Origin of the sequence: Paenibacillus sp. OK060, from assembly GCF_900101205.1 — a bacterium.
GTDB classification, from domain to species: domain Bacteria; phylum Bacillota; class Bacilli; order Paenibacillales; family Paenibacillaceae; genus Paenibacillus; species Paenibacillus marchantiae.
Window position 1 is genome coordinate 594,746 of sequence record NZ_FNFR01000003.1, and the last position, 21,428, is coordinate 616,173.

Here is a 21,428-nt window from a genome sequence, read left to right on the forward strand (position 1 = left end):
GCATGATGCCAGGGCTTTTTTACGTTTGCGCAAACAACCAACCACCTCCGCAGGGAAACAGAGGTATCGTGGTTCTTTCTGCGGGGGTTATAATATGGCAAGATAGCAAATAAGGGAGTGATGGGATGTATTCCGATCTGCAACTGACGGAGGACCGCCCTGTATATATACAAGTCAAAGATTATATGAAGCGATTGATGCTCAAAGGCGGCCTGCAAGCCAAACAAAAGCTTCCTTCCACCCGCGAACTCAGTACACTCATGAAAGTAAGCCGCAGCACGATTCTGCTGGCCTATGCTGAACTTGAGGAGGAAGGCCTGATTTACGCGGTCAAAGGCAAAGGCAATTACGTAAGCTCCACCATTGATGCACCTGAGGCAACATCCGGGTGGCAGCTGGACTGGAACGAACGTGTCAGCGATTATGCAATCCAGGCAGAGCAGTATGATCTGATGAAACATGGCTCTGGCTCAGAGCGTGGTGAGATTTCATTTACCAGCATCGCGCCGGATGAGAAGCTGTTCGACATGCACAATGTCAAAAGAGCCTTTCTCGACCGGATGTCGCTTGAAGGGGAAGTGCTGCTGAATTACGGATATGCGCAAGGCTACAGGCCTCTTATGAAGTATCTGCTGCGCTATATGGAAAATAAAGGTGTCGACCTAACCGGCAAGGATATTCTGATTACCAACGGATTTACGGAAGGTTTTGATCTGGTACTGGGCGCACTTCGCAAAAAAAGTGGCAGGGCCCTGTGTGAAAACCCGACACATCATACCGCTGTTAAAAATCTGAGACTTCATCAATTCCATCTCACCGGTGTGGATATGGAATCAGATGGTCTGGACCTAAAGCAGTTGGAACGGGAACTTGCAGCCAACCCGTATGATCTGGCCTATCTCGTGCCCTCCTACCACAATCCAACCGGGATCGTCACATCACCTGCCAAACGGACAGAGATCATTCGGTTGATGAACCAGTACCAGGTGCCGATTATTGAAGACGGCTTTAACGAGGAACTGCGCTATTCCGGTTCCCATGTCTCCCCTCTGATTGCCAGTGTGGGCAAAGGGAACGGACTCGTGTATCTGGGCAGCTTCTCCAAGATATTGTTTCCGGGACTGCGTGTAGGCTGGGTCATTGCGGATGCGGCGCTGATTGATTACCTGGAAAGCATGAAACGGGCGCGCAGCATTCATACCTCGACGCTGGACCAGTCCCTGCTCTATCAATATCTGAGCAACGGCAATTTCGAGAAATATTTGAAGCGGGCCCGTACAGAGTACAAGCGAAAATATGAACTGGTGGTCCGTTGCTTGCGGCAGTATCTGCCAATGTGCCGGGTTTCCGGTGAAGGCGGACTTCACCTGTTCGTACAATTTCCACCAGAATACCGCACGAGGGAGCTGCTGGCGGCTTGCAAGGCAAAAGGCGTTACCTTCATGCCCGGGGATACCTTTTATCTTGAACCAGGCCAGGGACAAAACACGATGCGTTTGGGCTTCTCCCGAGTCAGCGATGAGAACATTCGCAAAGGTATTCGCATCATTGGCGAGACGGTTGCTCAAATGAAATGAGGAGGATTCACATGAAAGTTGGCGTGATAATGGGTGGCACATCTTCGGAGCGGAATGTTTCTCTGCTCACCGGACGGGAGATGATGAACCATCTGGATGGACAGAAGTATGAGGTTATTCCGGTGGAGATCAACAGCAAACGAGATCTCATTGACAAAGCCGCAGGATTGGATGTGGCACTGCTCGCTCTGCACGGCAAATACGGCGAGGATGGTACGATTCAAGGTACGTTGGAGTCGCTGGGTGTTCCTTACACAGGCTGTGGTGTCCTCGCGAGCAGCGTATGCATGGACAAAGATATGTCCAAACGCCTCATCCAGCATGCGGGTGTACCTACTGGCGAGTGGCTTCAGGTAAGCAGTCTGGATGAATTGTCATCAGTCGCTGTGCAGCAGTTAACGTATCCCGTTGTGGTAAAGCCCAATTCAGGCGGTTCCAGTATCGGCACGCAAGTGGTGCAAGAACCCTCGGCTCTTCATGCGGCTGTAGAAGCGGCTCTCGTCTGGGACGAAGTCGTCATGATTGAGCAATATATTGAGGGTGAGGAGATTACCTGCGCCGTTCTGGATGGTCAGATGCTTCCTGTTATCTCGATTCGTTCAAATGCCGATTTTTTCGATTACACCTCCAAATATAATGATGGCGGCGCTGAGGAGCAGGTCGTCCATTTGCCTGCGGATTTGCATAAACGTGTAGAAGCTGCGGCATTAACCTGTTACCGGGTGTTGAAATGTAGTGTCTATGCTCGCGTGGACATGATGATTCGGGATGGCATGCCCTATGTGCTTGAGGTGAATACGTTGCCAGGTCTTACCCGAAATAGCCTGCTGCCCAAAAGTGCAGCCGCTGCTGGTATCTCCTTTGCCAGTTTGCTGGATTCCATTATTGATCTCTCGTTAATAGAACGCCAAAAGGAGGCAACTCGATCATGAGTCTGAATGTAACGATTCGTAACAGTTCCTCTGAAGATCTGCAAGATATGGTCATTCTTATGGATCAACTCGGTTACCCAACCACGTATGCCGAGATGAAGGAGCGTTATTCGCACATCGCTGCGGATTCAAACTTTGCAACGTTGGTTGCCGAGGTCCGTGGCCGTGTCGTTGGACTGATTGGCCTCCAAACATCTTATCTATATGAAAAAAACGGAAGACACTGCCGTATTATGGCTCTTATCGTGCATGACCAGTTCAGAAGCTCCGGCATCGGTCGTCAGCTTATTCTGGAAGCAGAACAATGGGCAGCCACTCATGGCGTGGATTCCTTGTCTCTAAACAGCGGCAATCGCCCGGATCGTGAAGCTGCGCATGAATTCTACCAACAGATGGGCTTTACCGCGGGAAGCACCGGCTTTAGCAAAAAGCCGCAGGCTTTGCAGCATAGCTGACTGTTTACAAAGTAACATCAAAAAAACGCCCATTTCCGACACAAAGGTCGGAAACGGGCGTTCTCTATTTCGCTATAAGTAAATTATCTTTTGGCCTTCATGGATTCATACGCAGCAAGTAACTCCTCTACAGCCACGCCATTAATCTTCATTCCTGCCACCTGACACTGTTCCAACTGTACGCCGGATAGATTACAGTCATTGAAATGACTGCCCTTGAGGTCACAATGCTCCCAACGCATGGGTGCTCTGTCTGCGCCGAGGTGTGTATCCTGAAAATGAACACCATCCAAAGCACAGAATTCAACCTTGCTATCTGTTAAACGCAAATCGGCCAATAATATGTTGGTCATATTCAGATTGGTGAATTTGCCCCCACTCAGGTTGCAATCGGTCATCCGGATATCCCGAAGATTGCTGGTGCTGAAGCGAAGTGAATCCAGATCAGCTTGGTAAAATTCAGTAACCGTCTCATCCTTAACATTGGATATTTCCTCGGATGGGAGCTGAATCACAGGCTCTATTGTTATGATTTTCTCATATCCATATTCATCTTCAGACGCATAGAGACAGATATAACCCATTTTCTCATAAAAATGATGATTATCCCGCTGTCTTCCCGACGTCTCCAGCTTCCATATCCCAATCTCCGGGAATTCGGCCTCAACAAGCCTGATGACCTGAGATCCTATACCCCGACCATGACAAACGGGATCAATAAAGATTTTATCCAGTCTCGCATGCCTGCTTCCCAATACATTGACACTGACTCCACCAATGGTACATCCATCCCATTCTATAACGTAATAGTCCCATTCACGGATCACGTAACTGTGCATACGAACAGACGAATAGCCTGGTGGACAAAGGTTGCTGTCCGGAACTGTGTCTCCTTTAGCCCAGACCCTGATCGCATGATCAAAGGCTCTGGTGCATATCTCCGTGAGCACTTCAGCATCCTCATGGCGTGCACGACGAAGCTGAACTAGAGATTGCAGCCCCAGTGAAGATGCTGGTGCCGGTTGTACTTTATGTCGCTCAAAATAATCGTAGTCTGCCTGATCCGAAAGTTTTCTGCGAGAGACATAACGAAATCCAGCATGCTCAAGCACCTTGCGTGAAGGCTGGTTAAACGGCTTTACAATACCCACAATTCGATCCAATAGAGTATGTTCAAATAAGTATGTCGTTAAGGCATTCACTGCTTCTGTGATATACCCTTTATTCCGATAATCCCGTGAAATGGCGTAAGCCACTTCACGATCATCACTATCCAGCATGTCATTGGGAAACACACCACACCAGCCAATGATTTGCTGATCTTTGTTGTGTACAACAGCCAGCATGACCCGTACATCTTTCGGATCGAACTGCTCGTAACTGCCAACAACAAATTGCAGAAAACCATGCAGCTGTTCCTCTGTCATCCTCCATTCGGGAAGAATATCCGTGATTTCCGGTTGTCGGGTTAATGCGTACAGCGCGTACTGGTCTTCCAGCGTTAGTGGACGTAATGTAATCGAACTGGATTGGATGATTAATTGACTTTTCATATATAACACCTCTGGGGATTTATTTGGGATGGCACGACAAAAAGGAGCACCTCCAATAGAGGCACTCCCCGATTCGTTTCATCATTTCAGAAACGCCGAAGCTCCTCGTAATGGGTCAAAAAGGACACACGTATCCCGTTAATGGTCTAACGGAATTTTTTCATTGTGTTCTTTCATGATCATTACGAGAAATCTGGCATACTCTGAAATCCCCTCTCAACCTAAGACTCACATACAAATCTTACTTATGGCCGGTCGATGAAAATCCAGCCTGTTTCTTTTTCCTTATCTACAGATGCTCCAAGAGATTCGGCCATAAAGCGCAGCGGGACGTAAGTTTTGCCGTTTTTGCCCACATAAGCAGGTTCGACCATTGTTACTTCCTTGCCTGCAACGGTGGCCTTCTTGGAACCCACAGTCAGGACAATCTCATCGCCGGTGATATCGTCAATAACGACGATTTTATCCGACCCTTTGGTCCATTTCACTTCAGCATCCAATTCCTCGGACAGATAACGAAGAGGAACAAATGTTGTATTTTTAACAGTGACTGCGCCATAGGTTTCGTCGTCCGGATACAACATGACATATTTACGGGTGATTCCCGCTTCATCTTTCAACAGCTGATACACAAGTGAATTGGAATCAAAATTGCGCAACATCTGACCTGGAGTGATATCTCCCTGCATCAGATCAATTGCACCAGCCGTTTTGTCCACGGCATCCACAGTTACTGGTCCACCAATATTCCACAGTTCACTGTCACCATATACGGATACCGATTTGATCGGCAGATCTTCAGAAGCAGGCAACGCTACTTTGAAATCATAATTCTGTTTACGGATATTCAGTGCGCTGTCCAGATAAAAGTCCAATTTGAGATTGGTCTCAGTTCCGAACACCGTCTTCAATTCAGGTGTTTCGGTCAACAAGTTGGCTAGTTCCTTGTCGTAATTGGCAAGAATCTCGTCAAGACCGCCCTTAATCATTTCATACAATGAAGCAACTTCGGCATCCCGTGATTCGCTAATCGTAGAAGGAAGGGCACTGCCGTCGCCAATATCAACCGTGTTGAATGTAACGAGGATAGGGTAGAACACATCATACAGATCTCCAATCAGATCCTTGAGTCCTTGCTCATCCTGAGCAACACTTGTCAGAAACGGTTTAACCATGGCAAGAAGCTCTTCTCCACTGATCTCCACATGCAGCTTGGAGAGGCTCAGCGATTCACCGTTAACCGATTCCTGTACCGGCGTTACGGAAATATTTTTCGGGTTGGACAAATGCTTCAGCGCAAAGGTCAGCAATTTCGGGGAAAGCTCCTCGATCTGCTTCTCCAACGCCTTCGTATCTAGCATAGGAAGTGTGTCATCCTCCAAAGATATGTATAGAGGCTTTTGCGCTCCGTCTACATCAATGACCATTTCCGATTTATCCATCGACAGATGGAAAGGTAATTTCTTTCCTTGCATACTCAGTGTACCTTTGACAGACGCCGTGTTGGAGTCCTTCACTTTGGCATCTTCAATATCCAATGAAACGGAATTAATGAGTTCAATCATTTGAAGCGCATCCTCATCGACGAGGTTTGCTGTAGGTTCAATTTTTATATGCATCGACTGTTTGGATTCACCGGAATTGACGGTTGTGCTGTTGACAACGGCTTTGCTAATATCTACGCCACCTACGGCCTGACATCCCGTAAGCGTAACCATCATCAAAACGAGTGGTACGGCAATCCACTTCAATAGCTTGTGATTTTTGATACGATCTCCTCCTTAGGAAAAATGTGGTTCACTCCTATTATGAGGGTTATAGGTAATTGTTGTAAACCGGATCGGTAAATAAATACCAAAAAAAGGCCGAACGATGGTCCGACCTCGGGTATGACGTATATTTAAAATTTGGTGTAATTGGCTTCAACAACACTATGCCTAGTCCAATCATAAACAGTTCAGTTTATTCTTTTTCCGTATCCTCTGCCTCAGTGTCCTCATCGGATTCTTTACCATCGGTACGTGCAGGGGTTTCAAATTGATCCGGTTCGTCGTCTTGAATGGCTTTGTTCTCTTCATTCTGGTCTTGTGTCATATCGTATTCCCTCTCTTCTACCGGATTTTAGGCAACAATCTGTGCCTTGTTTCTATCAATAACCGGAATAATGAAAAATTAAACAGACAGAGGTGGGAACTTAGAAAATATAAAAGACAATTCCGTTCCCACTTGCAGCCGTTGCCTGATATAAAGCCTGAACATCATTTAGTGTCTGAACGATCTCCTGGAATGTCTCCTCTGCGTCCCAATCCTCCATGACAGGATACACGCCCTCAGCTACCATTTGTTCCAGGCTAAACCGTTTCTTCAATTCTTCAGGTGTCAGTTGTTCTAACGCCATGTACGCCTCGAGCACCTGTTCATTGTTCAGCAGGAACAGATCCATGTCTGAATAGTTGCCCAGATATTGTTCGCCTGCCAAAGGGACCACATATCCCAGAGGAGGCTGCCCCTCTACCACTTCACCAGTCAACGTAAACTGAAGCATCTGCCACATTTTATCGATATCCAGCTCGACCGAACAATCATGAACACTGACTTCACCTGACTTAATGGATGCAATTAATTCATTGGTGACAACAAGATATCTGCCGGACATGCCCATACCCTTATCCCTCCTATGTATGTACTTCCCTTCTTTCCCATTAACCGTGCATGTTGTACAAGAATCGGGGTAAAGAGGTGGAAAGGAACAATAATCTTCAAGGAGGAGCGGAATCCATGAAAAAGTTTGATTACAGCCTCAATTACGAGGAGCTTGATCTGCGCAAGCAGCCTGAACTGTATACCGTTGGCCGGGGAGAGCAAGGAGTATTAATGGTGGAGCCCTACAAAAGCGAGATTCTACCGCACTGGCGGTTCAAAACACCTGAAATTGCGAAAGAATCCTCGCAGAAGATCTACGAACTATTTTTGGAGTATAAGAAAAAGGATGACTTTGTCGGTATGGATATGGCACGCAAGTTTCTGCAAATGGGCTATACGCGGGCAAGGCGGTATACGAATCATAAAGGCGGACGCAAATACTCGAAGGAGGACGGCTCCATCCTGCCTTATCAGAATGATAAGGTGAAGGCTGAATCAGCAGCCATTTTCAAAGCACAATGGGAGATCGCCAAAACGGATCCGGATTATGTGAAAATGAAGCAGGAGCACCGGGAAAAGTACGAGTCGGAGAACGCGCAGAAGCATGGGTGAAAATACATGATTTATGCAGACGTTCATTTTGATATAATGCAATACATCAAGCTTCACACACGAGATTAACGATGTATACCCATCCAAAGGAGCCCTCATGAACCCACCTAGCCACCATTTCGTCCTGGCACTTGTTTGCATCACCCTGTGTCTGTTTATTCTGCTTCCTTTGCCTGCCTCTGCAGCCAAGTCTGAACTTGCCAGACAACATGAAATGACAGCCTTTGGCCCGCTACAAAGCGATGTTGACGGGATGCAGCCGGGATGGAACCTGGGAAATTCTCTGGATACGGTCGGACCTGATGAAACGTATTGGGGCAACCCGCGAGTTACCCGGGAACTGATACAGCAGATCGCTGCTCAGGGATACCGAAGTATTCGTATTCCCGTCACATGGGATGGGCATATTGGGGACGCACCAGACTACACTGTTGATCCAGCCTACATGGCTCGTGTTCAGGAGATTGTCCAATGGGCGCTGGATGCCAACCTCTATGTCGTCGTGAACGTTCACCATGATTCCTATCTCTGGATCAGCCAACTGGAGAATAACCACGATCAGGTGCTTTCCCGTTATAAAGCAGTATGGACTCAGATTGCCAAGCAGTTTAAAGATGAACCGCGTAAGCTGATGTTCGAGAGTGTTAACGAACCGCGCTTTAACCGCGGAGCAACAAATGCAGGCGACATGGGCTCAGGCAGCAATATTGATGAGGCACGGCAGTTAGAGCTTTTGCATGAATTGAACACTGCATTTGTAAAGTTGGTACGAGAAACAGGTGGAAATAACAGCGAGCGCCCGTTGGTCCTGCCTACGCTGGAAAGTTCACCAACACAGGTAAGACTCGACAGTTTGCAACAGACGATAGCTGGCCTAAAGGATCACAATCTGATTGCTACGGTGCATTATTACGGATATTGGCCGTTCAGCGTTAACATTGCAGGGCATACCACCTTCGATACGGATACGAAAAATGATGCGGCCAGCACGTTCAATAATGTGTACAACACGCTAGTTGTTCAAGGTATTCCGGTTATTCTTGGTGAATATGGCCTGCTCGGTTTTGACAAACATACGGATGTCATTGAACAGGGAGAGAAGCTGAAATATTTTGAATTCATCGGTCATCAGTTAAAAGAAAAAAAGATCACGTCCATGTTATGGGACAATGGTCAGCATCTGAATCGACAAACATTCCAGTGGGATGACCCGGATTTATTTCAGATGATCCAAGCGTCCTGGACAGGACGTTCTGCCGCAGGAGAAAGCGATCTTCTCTATTTCAGACAAGGTTCGCCTGTAGCAGACAGACAATTGACGATCAAATTAAACGGAAACAAGTTAGTTGCCCTGTATGCGGGTGATCAATTGCTGAAAGCCGGCACAGATTATTCGTTCATTGGCAACACGTTAACCGTCAAATCCACTGCGTTATCCCGGATGATCAGCTCAACTCAGAAGCTTGGGAACAATGGGATACTCACAGCGAAGTTCAATCAGGGTGCAAAATGGAAATGGAATGTGATTGTGTCCACGGAGCCCGAGTTGGGCGACGCAACAGGTATAGTAGACTCCTTCTCCATTCCCACCCAGTTTCAAGGTGATCAGCTTGCCACGATGGAGGCTGTGTATACATCCGGTGAGAACACAGCGCCACAGGACTGGACACCGTATAAGGAATTCTTGACCACATTTGCTCCTTCTTATGAAACGAATGAAATTAAGCTACAGCCCGATTGGCTCAAAGAACTGCACGATGGACAGATCGAGCTGACATTTCACTTCTGGAGTGGTAAGCTCATTCGCTACACTCTGATTAAGAACGGAAACCAGGTGACTGGGAAGGCAGAAAATAATTGAGACTGAGGAAATTAAAGTATCGACAATATAGGATTGAGTTAAAAGTGCATTGACCGCATCGATTACTAATAGAAACAGTATATTTACAGGATACTAATTCATTATCTGTCGGATCTGTCATATATGGGTTGACTTCTGGTAACATTTGTCTCAAAATCTAGCTTGTTACGATCTACAGTTAACAATGACTTTGAAGAAAAGAGGCAATCAGAAATATGGCAGATTCAATCATTCATCTGAACACAGGCCAGAATACCAACATCAATGAAGCGGCCCAGATTCACGTAACCATTCAAAGTGCTTCAGCACCCTCCGCTCTGGATGCAAGCTGTTTTATGGTTAACGAAGGGGGACAAGTACCCTCGGACGATTATTTTGTATTTTATAATCAGAATAGTGATCCCCACCAAAGCGTTGTTCTCCAACATGCAGAGGATTTCAAGTCATCCTTCGTGCTGGATACCAGCAAATTACGCCAGGCTTCTGTAGAAAAATGTGTCTTCACCGCTACGCTTGACGCGGGAGGAACCTTCGCAAATGTTCAGAAATGCCAAGCTATTGTAAGAGCAGGTTCACAACAAATTACATACGAGATTACTCAAGCTACGGCTGAAACAGCACTCATTTTTATAGAAATCTATAAGCATCGTGAAGGATTTAAGGTTCGGGCTATCGGACGCGGATTTTTTGGTGGACTGCAACCACTTGCCGAATCGTTTGGAGTCGAAATTGAAAGTAATAGTGACGCCAAGTCTGAATCAGCCGCAGCCGCAGAGTCGTCAAAAGCACCTGTCCCTGCACCTGTCAAGAAACCTGCACCACTGAATTTGACGAAAATAGATCTGCTCAAACGTAAAGTTACACTGTCTTTGGAAAAGAAAAAGGTCGCTCCTATACAGGCGCGTGTAGCCGTTGTATTTGACGCTTCAGGCTCCATGTTTCATTTATACCGCAGAGGTATAGTGCAAGAAGCTTTTGAACGTATATTGGCGATTGCCGCAGCATTTGATGACAACGGCGAGTTGGACGTCTGGTTCTTTGCTGATGATTTTATGCGAGCGCCGAGTGTAACAGCCGAGGATTATCGGTATTACATCGATCGCACGTATACTCTCGGAAGCAAGGGCTTTGGAAATAATGAACCCAAGGTAATGGAAAATGTCATTCGTAAGTATACAAAGGAGGAGCCTAATGCAAATATCCCAACCTACATTATCTTTTTTAGCGATGGAGGCGTGGATAAAGAACGTAAAATTACCCAGCTAATTACCGAAAGCTCTAACAAAAATCTATTCTGGCAATTTGTTGGCCTGGGCCGGTCCTATTACGGGGTGCTAGAGAAGCTCGATGACATGCCTGGACGCTTTATTGATAACGCTAACTTCTTTGCTTTGGACGATATCTCCAAGATAAGCGATGAAGAATTATATGATCGGCTTCTTAGTGAGTTTCCAGATTGGATCAAGGAAGCACGCTCCAAAGGTATTCTGGCCTAAACCGTCCGTTTGCTACGCAAGCCGTAGATGCAATCATAGTCTCTCTTTTCTTTTAAATAGGCTGCCAGTAAGGATTCTCGCTGGCAGCCTATTTCTTTTTGGTACACTTAAGCCTGTGCCTTTTGCGGCTTGCCACTCTTCGAACGGGGCCGAAGCATACCCCCTACGATCCTCAGCATTTGTCTGCGCGGCATAAGGCGGGCGAACTGGGCCGTCCAATAATTGGAGGCACCTGGCACAGCATACGGCTTGCCTGACTCCAACGCCCTCATCGCCACTTCCACAACATGCTCAGGCGTATCCCGTTTTCCTACCGAGGCCTCTTCGGCTCCTACTACGTCAAAGAATGAGGTATCGGTTGAGCCAGGGCATAGAGCCAAAAACTTAACGCCTCGTTTCCGGTTCTCTTCATACAACGCCTCTGTAAAAGAAAGAACGAAAGATTTCGTAGCCCCATATACAGCCATGTATGGATCAGGTTGAAAAGCAGCTGTTGAAGAAACATTGATGACGGTACCGTTCCGTTTTTGCAGCATACCTGGCAGGAAAAGATGGGTCATGTTCATGACTGCGAGTACATTCAGCATAATCTCTTCCTGCTGCCGTGCACCATCCACCTGCTCAAACATTCCATGCGTGGCAAATCCCGCATTGTTGATTAATACATTAACCTGTATGCCCCGATTCATACATTCCTCATAAACGTGTTGTGGTGCATCCGCCTGGGATAGATCCGCTACGATCACTTCCGTCTTCACTTGATAGGTTCGCTCAATCCGTTCTGCCAATTGACGCAATTTGGACTCCGATCGGGCCACCAAGACCACATGTTTTCCTTTTGACGCCATCTCCAATGCAAAAGTCTGCCCAATTCCTGAAGAAGCCCCCGTAATGAGTACCCATTGATTTTGAACCTGCTTCATATCTCATCCACCTTTTCAGAACACTCGTTTTTTATTGGAAACACTGTTTCCTAATGAAATCATCGTACTCTCTTGTCTTCGTACTGTCAACTTCTTTTGATCATTTGACGATTTCCAGCGTAAAACAGTAGAATGACGATAAGAAACACGGTTACCGTTAAACAACAATATGGATGTATGAGGATGAGATAGATGAAAGATCACAATTCGGGTTCCAAAGAATCCGCTCACACGGTCACTACCTTTCAGGAAGCCAGACTCCAGCACTCCGAAAACCTGCGCCAAAATATTGTGCATGCCGCCGCATCCTTGCTGCAAGAGCACGGCCCCGAAGCCGTTACAGTTCGGCGCGTGGCAGAACGAATGGAGTGCTCCACCAAAATCATATATAACCTCTTCGGCAAGAAAGAAGGGTTAGCTAAATATCTATATATGGAGGGGTGCTCCCTCCTATCCCAATCGTTTGAATCCGTGCCACAGCAAGCATCATTCAAGAATTATTTTCGCGATCTCGCTTATGCCTACTGGGATTTCGGAATTACACAATCCAGCTTCTATCAGCTGATGTTTGGCGGTTCTTTTGCAGAATTCAAACCAGATGCAGAGAGTCTGCAAGGAACAGCAACTGCACTCAAACAAATTACGTCCCTGGTTGCGGTCTCAATTGAGCAGGGAATGCTTAAGGAGAACGATCTCTTGCTTGCAGTTCGTATGATCTGGGCCCCTCTGCATGGCGTCATCCACCTGTACCTGGGAGGCCATATTGAGAGTGAAGAGGCCGCGAAACGGCTATATGATCATACGTTGTCCATGGTTATTCTTTCTCTTGTTGGAGTATCGTCCAAGGGCTAAGCCATGAATGGATAAGGAAACGAAAGAAGGAGCAGGCACTTCATCGCTCGGATGAAGGACCTGCTCCTTTTTATCATTATATATAAGGGATTACTATCGCTAATTAACGTGCGGTTTCGTTTTCAGCTTCCCAACGCGAGATTTCAGCACGGACTTTGGGAGCCACTTCTTTCCCGAGCAGTTCAATAGCTCTCATTACCTCCTCATGCGGCATCGTGCCGAGGGGAGTGTGTAACATGAAGCGTGTAATACCAACTTCTTTACGTAGATAGATAATCTTTTGAGCAACGGTATCCACATCACCGACATACAGCGCGCCTTCCAGACTACGTGCCGCGTCAAAGGTTGCACGGCTATAGTGTCCCCAGCCGCGTTCACGGCCCAACATATTCATTACTGCCTGAGCTGGAGGGAAGAATTTCTCCACAGCTTCATCTGTTGTATCCGCAATGAAGCCATGAGAGTGAGAAGCAACGGTCAGTTTGGAAGCGTCGTGACCTGCATGTGCAGCTGCTTTTTTGTACAACTCCACCAGTGGTGCGAATTGAACAGGACGACCACCAATAATGGCGAGAACAAGCGGTAATCCAAGCAGACCCGCGCGGACAACCGATTCCTGGTTACCGCCACTCCCGATCCATACAGGCAGCTTCTCTTGTACCGGACGCGGGTAGATGCCTAGATTATTAAAGGAAGGGCGGTGTTTGCCTTCCCAGGTTACTTTTTCCGAATCACGCAGCTTTAAGAGGAGCTCCAATTTTTCATCAAATAATTCATCATAATCATTCAGATCATACCCGAACAATGGGAATGATTCGATGAATGATCCCCGCCCTGCCATAATCTCCGCACGCCCATTCGAAATACCGTCCAGCGTTGCAAAATCCTGAAATACCCGTACCGGATCAGCCGAAGATAGCACTGTTACAGCGCTGGTTAGGCGAATGCGTTTGGTCTGTGAAGCTGCGGCGGCCAAAATGATAGCGGGTGATGAAGCGGCATAGTCGGCACGGTGATGTTCTCCCACGCCGTATACATCCAGCCCCACCTGATCTGCCAAAACGATCTCTTCAACGACGTCGCGAATACGCTGCGCATGACTTATAAGTTCTCCTGTTTTTATATCTGGGTTCGTCTCCACAAATGTACTGATTCCGATTTCCATTGTCTATTCCTCCCTGGTATGAAGCGATCCGTCGTTCATCTAACCTATTGTAAGTAGATCACCTTTTGTTATTTATCTTAATATTGAACTATTTTGAGGAAAAATACAAGTGCCCCCTGTTTTCCAGAGGGCACTTTCGTGACATATTCTTCTCAAAATCCAATGATTTAATGATTATTTCTTTTTCCCAATGTACAGGAGATGAGACGAGATTCCCAGTATTGACGGGTCTTTGGCCGCCTCAATCATATACTGGATCAACTCATCGTATTCTCCGCGTTCTTTCCAGTATTGCTGCTGCTCTTCTGTGAGCATGGCTCTCAGACTGGACGATCCAATCAGGTCTACCGTTTCGAATCCGTGCTGCTCCATAAACGGGTTAATATCCTGAATGTTGAAATAGTACGCCCCTGTAAACCGTCCTTGATCCAGATGATCGAATGTTCCCTTTTCCACAAAAGAACGGATAGCTTCCATGTGGTCATGTGGTTTCCATTGCTGCGGGGATTGCAAAGAGGTAATGCCCATTCGCATACGGCTCTGCATCGCTACAAACACAGTTCCCCCACGCTTGGTGACCCGATGCAGCTCCCTTACCGCAGCCACTCGCTCTTCTTCCGTCTGCAAATGATACAATGGCCCAAGCATCAGAGAGGCATCATACGTCTCATCTGCAATGCCGTTCAGATGGGTCGCATCCAATACATGGAAACTGTCAAACTGCTGTGTCAAATCCAATTCCTTTGCCTTCTGCTGAGCCATATCCACAGATGCAGGGGTCAGGTCTGACAGCGTGACATGGTATCCGAGCCTGGCAAGCTCCATCGCATATTTGCCTGGTCCGGCGCCATTGTCCAGCACAAGTCCGGTTGCCGGAAGTGACTCTCGGATATAATGCATGTTAATGATGAACTCCAGCGGTTCCCGATCCAACCTTCCCCACTCGTCAAATCTGGAATAATACTCAATCACACGTGATCTTTCCATGATTCTGCACCTGCCTTTTCTCAACATTAAGGCCATATAAAAAAACAAAAACCTGCCACCTCAACTAAGAGGCGACAGGTCTGACCTTCGCGGTACCACTCTTCTTGATCCATGAACAGGATTGGAAACATCATGCTCCAACCTATCCTGCCATAACATCTCAGGACCTGATGACGGAGGTTAACCGTCAGGATCTACATGAAGTCAGCGTATAGCATCATTATCAACATCCAGCCCTTTCGTGTGCTGAACAACGACGATACTTACGTAACTACGATTCAATCCTGCTGCTCACAGGTGAGTTGGGGATAGGTTGGACTGCCTTGCACCATAACGACAGTTTTCTGGACCAAACCTTGTGCCTTAATACTCCTGATCAATGCATTTGACTGTTAAATTTTACTCAGTATAGTACTTCTAAATATTTCCTGTCAATTCTTATTTTCCAGTTGTACAGCTACTTCACGTTCCGGTTCTTCTGTGCTGTACATCCACGGATATACGATTGCTGAATCCGATGTGTAATTATTATACCGATCAATACCCAGGTTTTTTCCGTCACCGGCAAATTGAGTTTTGGCAGGAGTACCATAACTTCGTTTGCCCTTCTGGATCGTATAGGTCTGATTAATTCCACCAAAATGTAGATCATCACTATATCTCTCCACGTACAAATCACCGTCTTTACGGTAATATGTCCAATGGATTATAGAACCGCCCAGATTTGAATCAAGGTACTGTGGTTTCTCCCCAATCTCGGATAACATAATCGGCTCAAATTCACCCTGAAAATAGTTGACTTTATGGCGAGCGTACAAGGTCATTGGTGTATCTTGGTTGATTTCTAGACCAGAGGTCACTTCGAAGCGCAGTTCCGCTTCATGTGCCGGATCGTCCGACGGCCATACCCCTCCAATTAACTGGCTGCCATTTACATCAAGTGTGTATTGCAAATATGGTAATTGCATGAAATATTCGCTATGAGTAACGATCAGCCTGATTTGGGTGGGTGTAATTATGGCTTCCTTGATGACTGCTCCATCCGACTGCTGATCCAGAGGTATATTTAGCACTCTTTTACTCGTACCACTAAGCATCTCTGTTTTATCCAGACGTATACCAATATCCAGTGATTGCTCCATTTTGCCTTCTTCTTTACTGTAAGCCAGTACATAACTTGCTGCTTGTTGCTTCAACTTCTCCAAGTTATAGAACTGTTCCGATATATATTCACCATGTTCTCCCGGCTTTCCATATATGCCCGCTGCATTCCCTTCCAAAATCTGTCCTTTCTGATCGTATATCTTTAAATACGGAAAGGCATAGTCACGAACCTCCGGTTGATCAAAGGTTAATGATGTAGACAACATCATCTTATCTTCCTTTTCATTGAATGCGCTCACTACAAGTTCACCCAAACCATCCTTATTGATATTGAACACCTGTGATTGTTGCTGAAAAGGATTTAGGGTAATTTCCTTTTCTTCCGGAACTAATATTTGGATTCCACCTACAGTGAAGTCGACATTCGCTTCTTTTCCTGATGGTGTCCACTCCGTCTCAAAGTACCCTTTAAACTTTCCATTGGTCTGATCAGGAACATGGTAGTATCTTCCTTCGATTAGCTTACCACTCTCATCCCGCAGGCCAATAGAAGGGAATTGTAATGTATCACCTCCGTACTTACCAGGGTCCAATGTATACAAAATAACCGTGCGATTATCATCGGAAAAGGCTGTATCCAGTGTTAGAGTCACACCGTTGACCGTTACGGACTGATTCAGTTTCTGTCCAAGATCCTTTTGCATGGCATTCTGGATACCACTACGGTCATTTAAAATTTCACCCCAATTATAATGGACTGCTGCATATACTGGCGTCGCCATGAGAATAACTGCAGCGGTTCCTATCAGTGCAGTCTTTTTCCATTTGATCTGTTGCGGCAGATGTTCTTTATTCTCTGATACATGAAGCTCTGGGCAACGCTCCTGATCCTGTTGAATCTGATTCCACATGGCATCGAAATCGGGATAGCGAATATCTGCATTATTTTTCAGATGACGAGACAACAGATTTTCCGTATGCTTCACTATACATTTCCCCTTTCTGATGTTGCTTTCTGGCTTGATCCCATTTTTTCCTAAGCAATCGAATTCCCTTATATACTCTGGACTTCACCGTTCCCAGTGGCACTTCCAGAATCTCTGCAGTTTCGGATAAACTTAATTCGTTCATATAACGCAGCAGAATCGCTGAACGTATCTTTTCAGGTAGCTCATGAACCCATTGTGCCCAGACCTCGGACTCCTCCACATGTTCGATCAACGTATCAACCGGATCAGCAGTTCGTTGAGGGGTGAGAATAAACTGCCTTTTCTCCCGCTGCTTGGCTGTGCGTTCCCTCTTCAGAAAGTTAAGACAATGATTCACCGTAATTCTCATCAGCCATGTCTTCATGTATTCAACCTTCTGCCAATCCTGACGAAATACCGTAATAAAAACATCGTGGCATACATCTTCGGCATCCTGAGCATGATGGAGCATGTAATAACAAGTTCGGTACACATCCTTGTTGTATATCTCAAACAATTCCTTTTCGTTCAAAAGCTTTCCCTCCTTTCTCTGCATCAGCCTTCTCAAATCTATAGACAAAGCCGATCCTTCAAAGGTTCATTCTTACCCTTTCTCCACACAACAAAAAAGAACCTTCACTTCCACAGCATTGCAGAAATGAACGTTCTTTATGGTTTAAGACAAGGCCAATAACATGGAAATCCAGCGTGCCAAAAGGAGACTAGATTTTTTTCACAAACTCGGACTTCAGCTTCATCGCGCCCAGGCTGTCGATTTTGCAGTCGATGTCATGGTCACCGTCAATCAGACGAATGTTTTTGACTTTGGTGCCCTGCTTAACTACCAACGAGCTGCCTTTCACCTTCAAATCCTTAATGACCGTAACGGTATCGCCATCATTCAGGACATTACCATTCGAATCACGTACTACTTTAGTTTCTTCCGCATTCTCTTGTTCAGACGCTAGCGCCCATTCGTGCGCACATTCTGGACACACCAACAAATTACCGTCCTCGTACGTGTATTCGGAATTACATTTGGGGCAATTAGGCAAATTAGACATATGTATTAAACTCTCCATTCATTTTGTGGCTTCCTCGCAAGTATACGGGAATGCAATCTATTGTTCCACATAGGCCACGGTGGTTAATTGATTTAAACTAAATTTAAGATTGCCCCGCCCCCTGATTTAAGGAAGGTTCCTTATACTGAAGCTATAGAAGAAAAATGGTGGAGCATCACAACGAAATACTATTCTTAAAAGTCGTGTCTTACACGAAATGCTGATATATATCCTATAAAAGGAGTTTCTGCTCATGTCACCCTATGTTTTTCCTGTCCAAACGGCTTTCTTTATTTTTGTCCTTATCGCCATGTTTCTGCTGGTTCCTTGGTTGATCTACGGATATCGGAAAGATGGATTTTTTAGCTGGTCGCGGTTTGGGGTCAGCTTCTCATTTATTTTCTACCTACTGGCTGCGTACTGTCTGGTTATTCTTCCTTTCCCGACCACTCGTAATACATGTGCACAGCAAGCAGCGGATACCGTATATTACAACCTTGTTCCGTTCACCTTTGTAAAAGATATTATGAAAGAAACACCAATCGTCTGGTCTCAACCCGCCAGCTATATGGGAATGATTCAGGGCAGAGCTTTTCTGCAGGTTCTGTTCAACGTAATGCTTCTCATGCCACTTGGCGTGTATATCCGTTATTTTTGGCAAAAGAGATCGTACTGGAAACAGGCTTTGTTAAGCGGATTCGGCTTATCCCTGTTCTTTGAGATTACCCAGATCACCGGCTTCTACAGTTTTTATGATTGCCCGTACCGGCTGTTTGACGTGGATGACCTGTTACTGAATACTTCAGGAACGATACTGGGTTTTTTCGCAGCTCCCATCTTGCTTGCCTTATTCCCGTCTCGAGCAAGTATTCAGGCGAAGAGCGAGCAGATTCTGGAACAAAACAAGGTCTATCCTGTGCCTCAATTACTGGCACTTATCATTGACGGTGTAGTTGTTGTATTCCTGTCCAATCTGATGTCCATATTTAATTGGAGTAATACAAATGTGATCGTCAGTACGCTAAATACGGCGATCGCCATGCTGTTTGTATTTTTCTTTATTCCATCCTTGCGAGATGGCAAGACTCCAGGGTCTGCCCTCATGCGGTTCAGATATGTTCACCGGGATACTGGGGAGCCTTCCAGCGCATCCCTGTTTAAAAGGTTGCTGGCACTTTACGCCCCTTGGATCTTGGTCACCGTAGCTCAAATCATAACCGATTATGCCTTTCTGAACGAAAATGTAATGCTCGAACCTTATAAGGTGTGGATCTCTGTCGGAATTTTTGGTCTGCATATGCTTATTCTCTTGGTGTTGTTCGTGCATGTCATGCTGGTGCTGTTCTCCCGAGGCAAGCGTGCGTTTTACTGTGATGATGTGTCCAAGACACGAGCTTCAAGAAAATAAAATTCCTGACTCACAACACTCACAGCACATAGTTTCAGATGACAGATAGTACCGTAGCGTTTGCCATTAAAGCCGGCAAGTTTGATCCATCGTAAAAAAAGGTGTGCCTCGTCAGCCAATGACGAGACACACCTTTTGTCTATGTTGAGATGAAGTCCAAACAGGGTCGAACTATAGCCCCAGCAGCTCACGTTTGGAAGCTTCCGGGTCATGGACCACCTCTACTTCATGATTGAATATCAGCGTAGCGCGATTATCTTCGTAGGCAGGCCAATTAACTCCCGATGTCTCAGGCTTGCCCTGCTTGGCAAACGAAATCCATGCATCCTGCACTTTACCTGCAAGTTTTACCGCGGCAGCATCCGGTTCGGCATTCATAAACTTCAATACAGGTAACGTATTAAAAGCAAAGAAGATATCGATACTATGGATTGATTTATGCAGCAGTGGATGCTCCGGCATCACCCAATCAAACCGATACATCCATACAGGTGCATGTTTCTGCTGAGCAGCCGCATATTGCACAGCCGAGCGCCAGAAGAACAGATCCGTCATCACCTGGGCCTGGCCATCTGCAGTTTTGGGATAATTGTCCGCAATGGCAGCCCGATTCTCCAGATCAGGTGTCATAAAATCAACAGCCTTCACCATATTGATCTCTTCGGAGTAAGGCACCTGAGGCTGAATGAACAACGAGCCTTCATGCAAAGTAGTTCCAATCAGTACAGGGATATCCTGTGCGGCTCCCTCTTCTACCGCCTGAAGAGGCGACTTCGGAAGTGTAACTCCATCCAGTACGGGCTGGAACAACAGGGCCATCCCTGCACCGCTTTGTTGTTTGACCGTCTCGCCAGCAGCGATGATTTGCTCCACTGGAATGGATTTGAGTTTATGCAGGTCATCCGGTGTTACACCCAGAACCTTCAGCATGCCATCACGAATGGCTGAAGCCTGCTCTGCTGGCATGACTTGTGAGGCTCCACTTTGCATAATGGCGCGGTGGAATAACCCTTTGGCTGCTGGCATCGCCATCAAAGCCGCAATACTCATGCTGCCCGCAGATTCTCCGAATACCGTGACGTTATGCGAATCGCCGCCAAAAGCTTCGATGTTGTCCCGTACCCATTGCAGCGCAGCAATCTGATCCAGTAAACCCACATTGGATGCAAAACCCTCTCCAAGCGGAGCCAGATGCAGGAACCCTAGCGGCCCCAGACGATAGTTGATCGTCACGACGATAACGTCTCCCCGGAGGACGAGTTGTGTTCCATCGTACATGGGCTGGCTGCCAGCGCCTGAAACGAATGATCCGCCATGAATCCATACCATTACGGGAAGTGGATCATGGCTTTCTTTTTCAGGTGCCCAGATATTCAGGTAAAGACTATCCTCCGATTCCACTGGAGACTGTCCGGATAGGCCCTCGGCTTGGGGATTTCTTGGTTGTATATTTTCAGGGCCGAATTGCTTCGCCTCTCTGAGTCCATCCCACGACTCAGGTGGAACCGGAGCCTGGAAGCGTAATTCACCCACGGGTGGTTTGGCATAAGGAACGCCTTTCCATACACTCGCTCCATGCAGAAGCTCTCCTTGAACCGTGCCATATCTTGTATTCACTTGAAGTTCCCTCATGCGCATATACATCCTCTCTACTGATCGATAGTTCCAGCTTACGACTGGTGTTTGCTCAGATCCGGGTGTAGCTTTAGGCTGACGAAAGTCTGTCTCAAGGTTTATTAAATAACGTGCACGAAGAATAATCTTGTATTGCTTCAACGCCCTTTCGTACGTACTGACAGGCGCGTTTCCACTGATTTGAGTATAAATC

Annotated in this window: 19 protein-coding genes; 8 read left to right on the forward strand and 11 right to left on the reverse strand. The window is 46.5% G+C overall.

Annotated elements, in window-relative coordinates; translation table 11 throughout:
* Nucleotides 1-125: 125 nt before the first annotated feature.
* Genes BLS14_RS14305 through BLS14_RS14315 form a run of 3 tightly spaced genes read left to right on the forward strand, consistent with a single transcriptional unit; the run spans nucleotide 126 to nucleotide 2,964 of the window.
* Entirely contained in the window at nucleotides 126-1,577 is a 1,452-nt protein-coding gene (locus BLS14_RS14305) for a MocR-like pyridoxine biosynthesis transcription factor PdxR (protein ID WP_090952449.1), read from the forward strand.
* 11 nt (nucleotides 1,578-1,588) lie between these two features.
* Entirely contained in the window at nucleotides 1,589-2,509 is a 921-nt protein-coding gene (locus tag BLS14_RS14310) for a D-alanine--D-alanine ligase (RefSeq protein WP_072733833.1), read from the forward strand.
* Nucleotides 2,506-2,964 carry a GNAT family N-acetyltransferase gene (locus tag BLS14_RS14315; protein ID WP_063565877.1) on the forward strand — a complete coding sequence of 153 codons (459 nt, stop codon included), beginning with the start codon at nucleotides 2,506-2,508 and terminating at the stop codon, nucleotides 2,962-2,964. Before BLS14_RS14310 ends, BLS14_RS14315 begins: the two co-directional genes overlap by 4 nt.
* 83 nt (nucleotides 2,965-3,047) lie before the next feature.
* On the opposite strand, the gene BLS14_RS14320 is transcribed toward BLS14_RS14315, so the two are convergent.
* The 4 genes from BLS14_RS14320 to BLS14_RS14330 form a co-directional block, all read right to left on the reverse strand.
* On the reverse strand, nucleotides 3,048-4,517 hold the full coding sequence (locus BLS14_RS14320; RefSeq protein ID WP_090809262.1) for a GNAT family N-acetyltransferase: 1,470 nt from the start codon (nucleotides 4,515-4,517) through the stop codon (nucleotides 3,048-3,050).
* Between the two features lie 245 nt (nucleotides 4,518-4,762).
* The gene (locus BLS14_RS14325) at nucleotides 4,763-6,268 is read right to left on the reverse strand and encodes a copper amine oxidase N-terminal domain-containing protein (protein ID WP_256336467.1); all 1,506 of its coding nucleotides are present in this window, start codon (nucleotides 6,266-6,268) and stop codon (nucleotides 4,763-4,765) included.
* A gap of 211 nt (nucleotides 6,269-6,479) precedes the next feature.
* A complete protein-coding gene (locus BLS14_RS33175) occupies nucleotides 6,480-6,611 on the reverse strand; it encodes a hypothetical protein (protein WP_256336468.1) in 132 nt (43 codons plus the stop codon).
* Nucleotides 6,612-6,711: 100 nt separating this feature from the next.
* Nucleotides 6,712-7,179: a YfbM family protein gene (locus tag BLS14_RS14330; RefSeq protein ID WP_072733835.1), complete on the reverse strand. Its 468-nt coding sequence runs from the start codon at nucleotides 7,177-7,179 to the stop codon at nucleotides 6,712-6,714.
* A 116-nt stretch (nucleotides 7,180-7,295) separates the two neighbouring features.
* On the opposite strand from BLS14_RS14330, the gene BLS14_RS14335 reads away from it, so the two are divergent.
* From BLS14_RS14335 to BLS14_RS14345, 3 genes are all read left to right on the forward strand, one after another.
* Entirely contained in the window at nucleotides 7,296-7,772 is a 477-nt protein-coding gene (locus tag BLS14_RS14335) for a DUF4385 domain-containing protein (RefSeq protein WP_063565875.1), read from the forward strand.
* A 97-nt stretch (nucleotides 7,773-7,869) separates the two neighbouring features.
* Nucleotides 7,870-9,633 (forward strand): cellulase family glycosylhydrolase, encoded by a 1,764-nt coding sequence (locus tag BLS14_RS14340; protein ID WP_090952452.1) that lies wholly within the window; start codon nucleotides 7,870-7,872, stop codon nucleotides 9,631-9,633.
* Between the two features lie 215 nt (nucleotides 9,634-9,848).
* Nucleotides 9,849-11,129, forward strand: a complete 1,281-nt coding sequence (locus BLS14_RS14345; protein WP_090952455.1) for a VWA domain-containing protein — start codon at nucleotides 9,849-9,851, stop codon at nucleotides 11,127-11,129.
* Nucleotides 11,130-11,236: 107 nt separating this feature from the next.
* Here the strand turns inward: BLS14_RS14345 and BLS14_RS14350 are convergent, their stop codons facing one another.
* Nucleotides 11,237-12,052, reverse strand: a complete 816-nt coding sequence (locus BLS14_RS14350) for an SDR family NAD(P)-dependent oxidoreductase (protein WP_064641617.1) — start codon at nucleotides 12,050-12,052, stop codon at nucleotides 11,237-11,239.
* Between the two features lie 192 nt (nucleotides 12,053-12,244).
* On the opposite strand from BLS14_RS14350, the gene BLS14_RS14355 reads away from it, so the two are divergent.
* Complete coding sequence (locus tag BLS14_RS14355; RefSeq protein ID WP_090952458.1) at nucleotides 12,245-12,904, forward strand: TetR/AcrR family transcriptional regulator; 660 nt, start codon at nucleotides 12,245-12,247, stop codon at nucleotides 12,902-12,904.
* A 103-nt stretch (nucleotides 12,905-13,007) separates the two neighbouring features.
* On the opposite strand, the gene BLS14_RS14360 is transcribed toward BLS14_RS14355, so the two are convergent.
* The 5 genes from BLS14_RS14360 to BLS14_RS14380 all read right to left on the reverse strand — a co-directional run bounded on the left by BLS14_RS14360 (nucleotide 13,008) and on the right by BLS14_RS14380 (nucleotide 18,192).
* Complete coding sequence (locus BLS14_RS14360; RefSeq protein WP_063565871.1) at nucleotides 13,008-14,069, reverse strand: LLM class flavin-dependent oxidoreductase; 1,062 nt, start codon at nucleotides 14,067-14,069, stop codon at nucleotides 13,008-13,010.
* 174 nt (nucleotides 14,070-14,243) lie between these two features.
* Nucleotides 14,244-15,056 (reverse strand): class I SAM-dependent methyltransferase, encoded by an 813-nt coding sequence (locus tag BLS14_RS14365; protein WP_090952461.1) that lies wholly within the window; start codon nucleotides 15,054-15,056, stop codon nucleotides 14,244-14,246.
* Between the two features lie 431 nt (nucleotides 15,057-15,487).
* Nucleotides 15,488-17,146: a DUF4179 domain-containing protein gene (locus tag BLS14_RS14370; RefSeq protein WP_079697538.1), complete on the reverse strand. Its 1,659-nt coding sequence runs from the start codon at nucleotides 17,144-17,146 to the stop codon at nucleotides 15,488-15,490.
* Nucleotides 17,103-17,660 (reverse strand): RNA polymerase sigma factor, encoded by a 558-nt coding sequence (locus tag BLS14_RS14375; RefSeq protein ID WP_063565868.1) that lies wholly within the window; start codon nucleotides 17,658-17,660, stop codon nucleotides 17,103-17,105. The genes BLS14_RS14370 and BLS14_RS14375 overlap by 44 nt, the downstream gene beginning before the upstream one ends.
* A 190-nt stretch (nucleotides 17,661-17,850) precedes the next feature.
* Nucleotides 17,851-18,192, reverse strand: coding sequence for a zinc ribbon domain-containing protein YjdM (locus BLS14_RS14380; protein ID WP_064642005.1), 342 nt, complete (start codon nucleotides 18,190-18,192; stop codon nucleotides 17,851-17,853).
* A 253-nt stretch (nucleotides 18,193-18,445) separates the two neighbouring features.
* On the opposite strand from BLS14_RS14380, the gene BLS14_RS14385 reads away from it, so the two are divergent.
* Nucleotides 18,446-19,600, forward strand: a complete 1,155-nt coding sequence (locus BLS14_RS14385; RefSeq protein WP_090952464.1) for a VanZ family protein — start codon at nucleotides 18,446-18,448, stop codon at nucleotides 19,598-19,600.
* A gap of 171 nt (nucleotides 19,601-19,771) precedes the next feature.
* Here the strand turns inward: BLS14_RS14385 and BLS14_RS14390 are convergent, their stop codons facing one another.
* Nucleotides 19,772-21,232: a carboxylesterase/lipase family protein gene (locus BLS14_RS14390; protein WP_090952466.1), complete on the reverse strand. Its 1,461-nt coding sequence runs from the start codon at nucleotides 21,230-21,232 to the stop codon at nucleotides 19,772-19,774.
* Nucleotides 21,233-21,428: the final 196 nt, after the last annotated feature.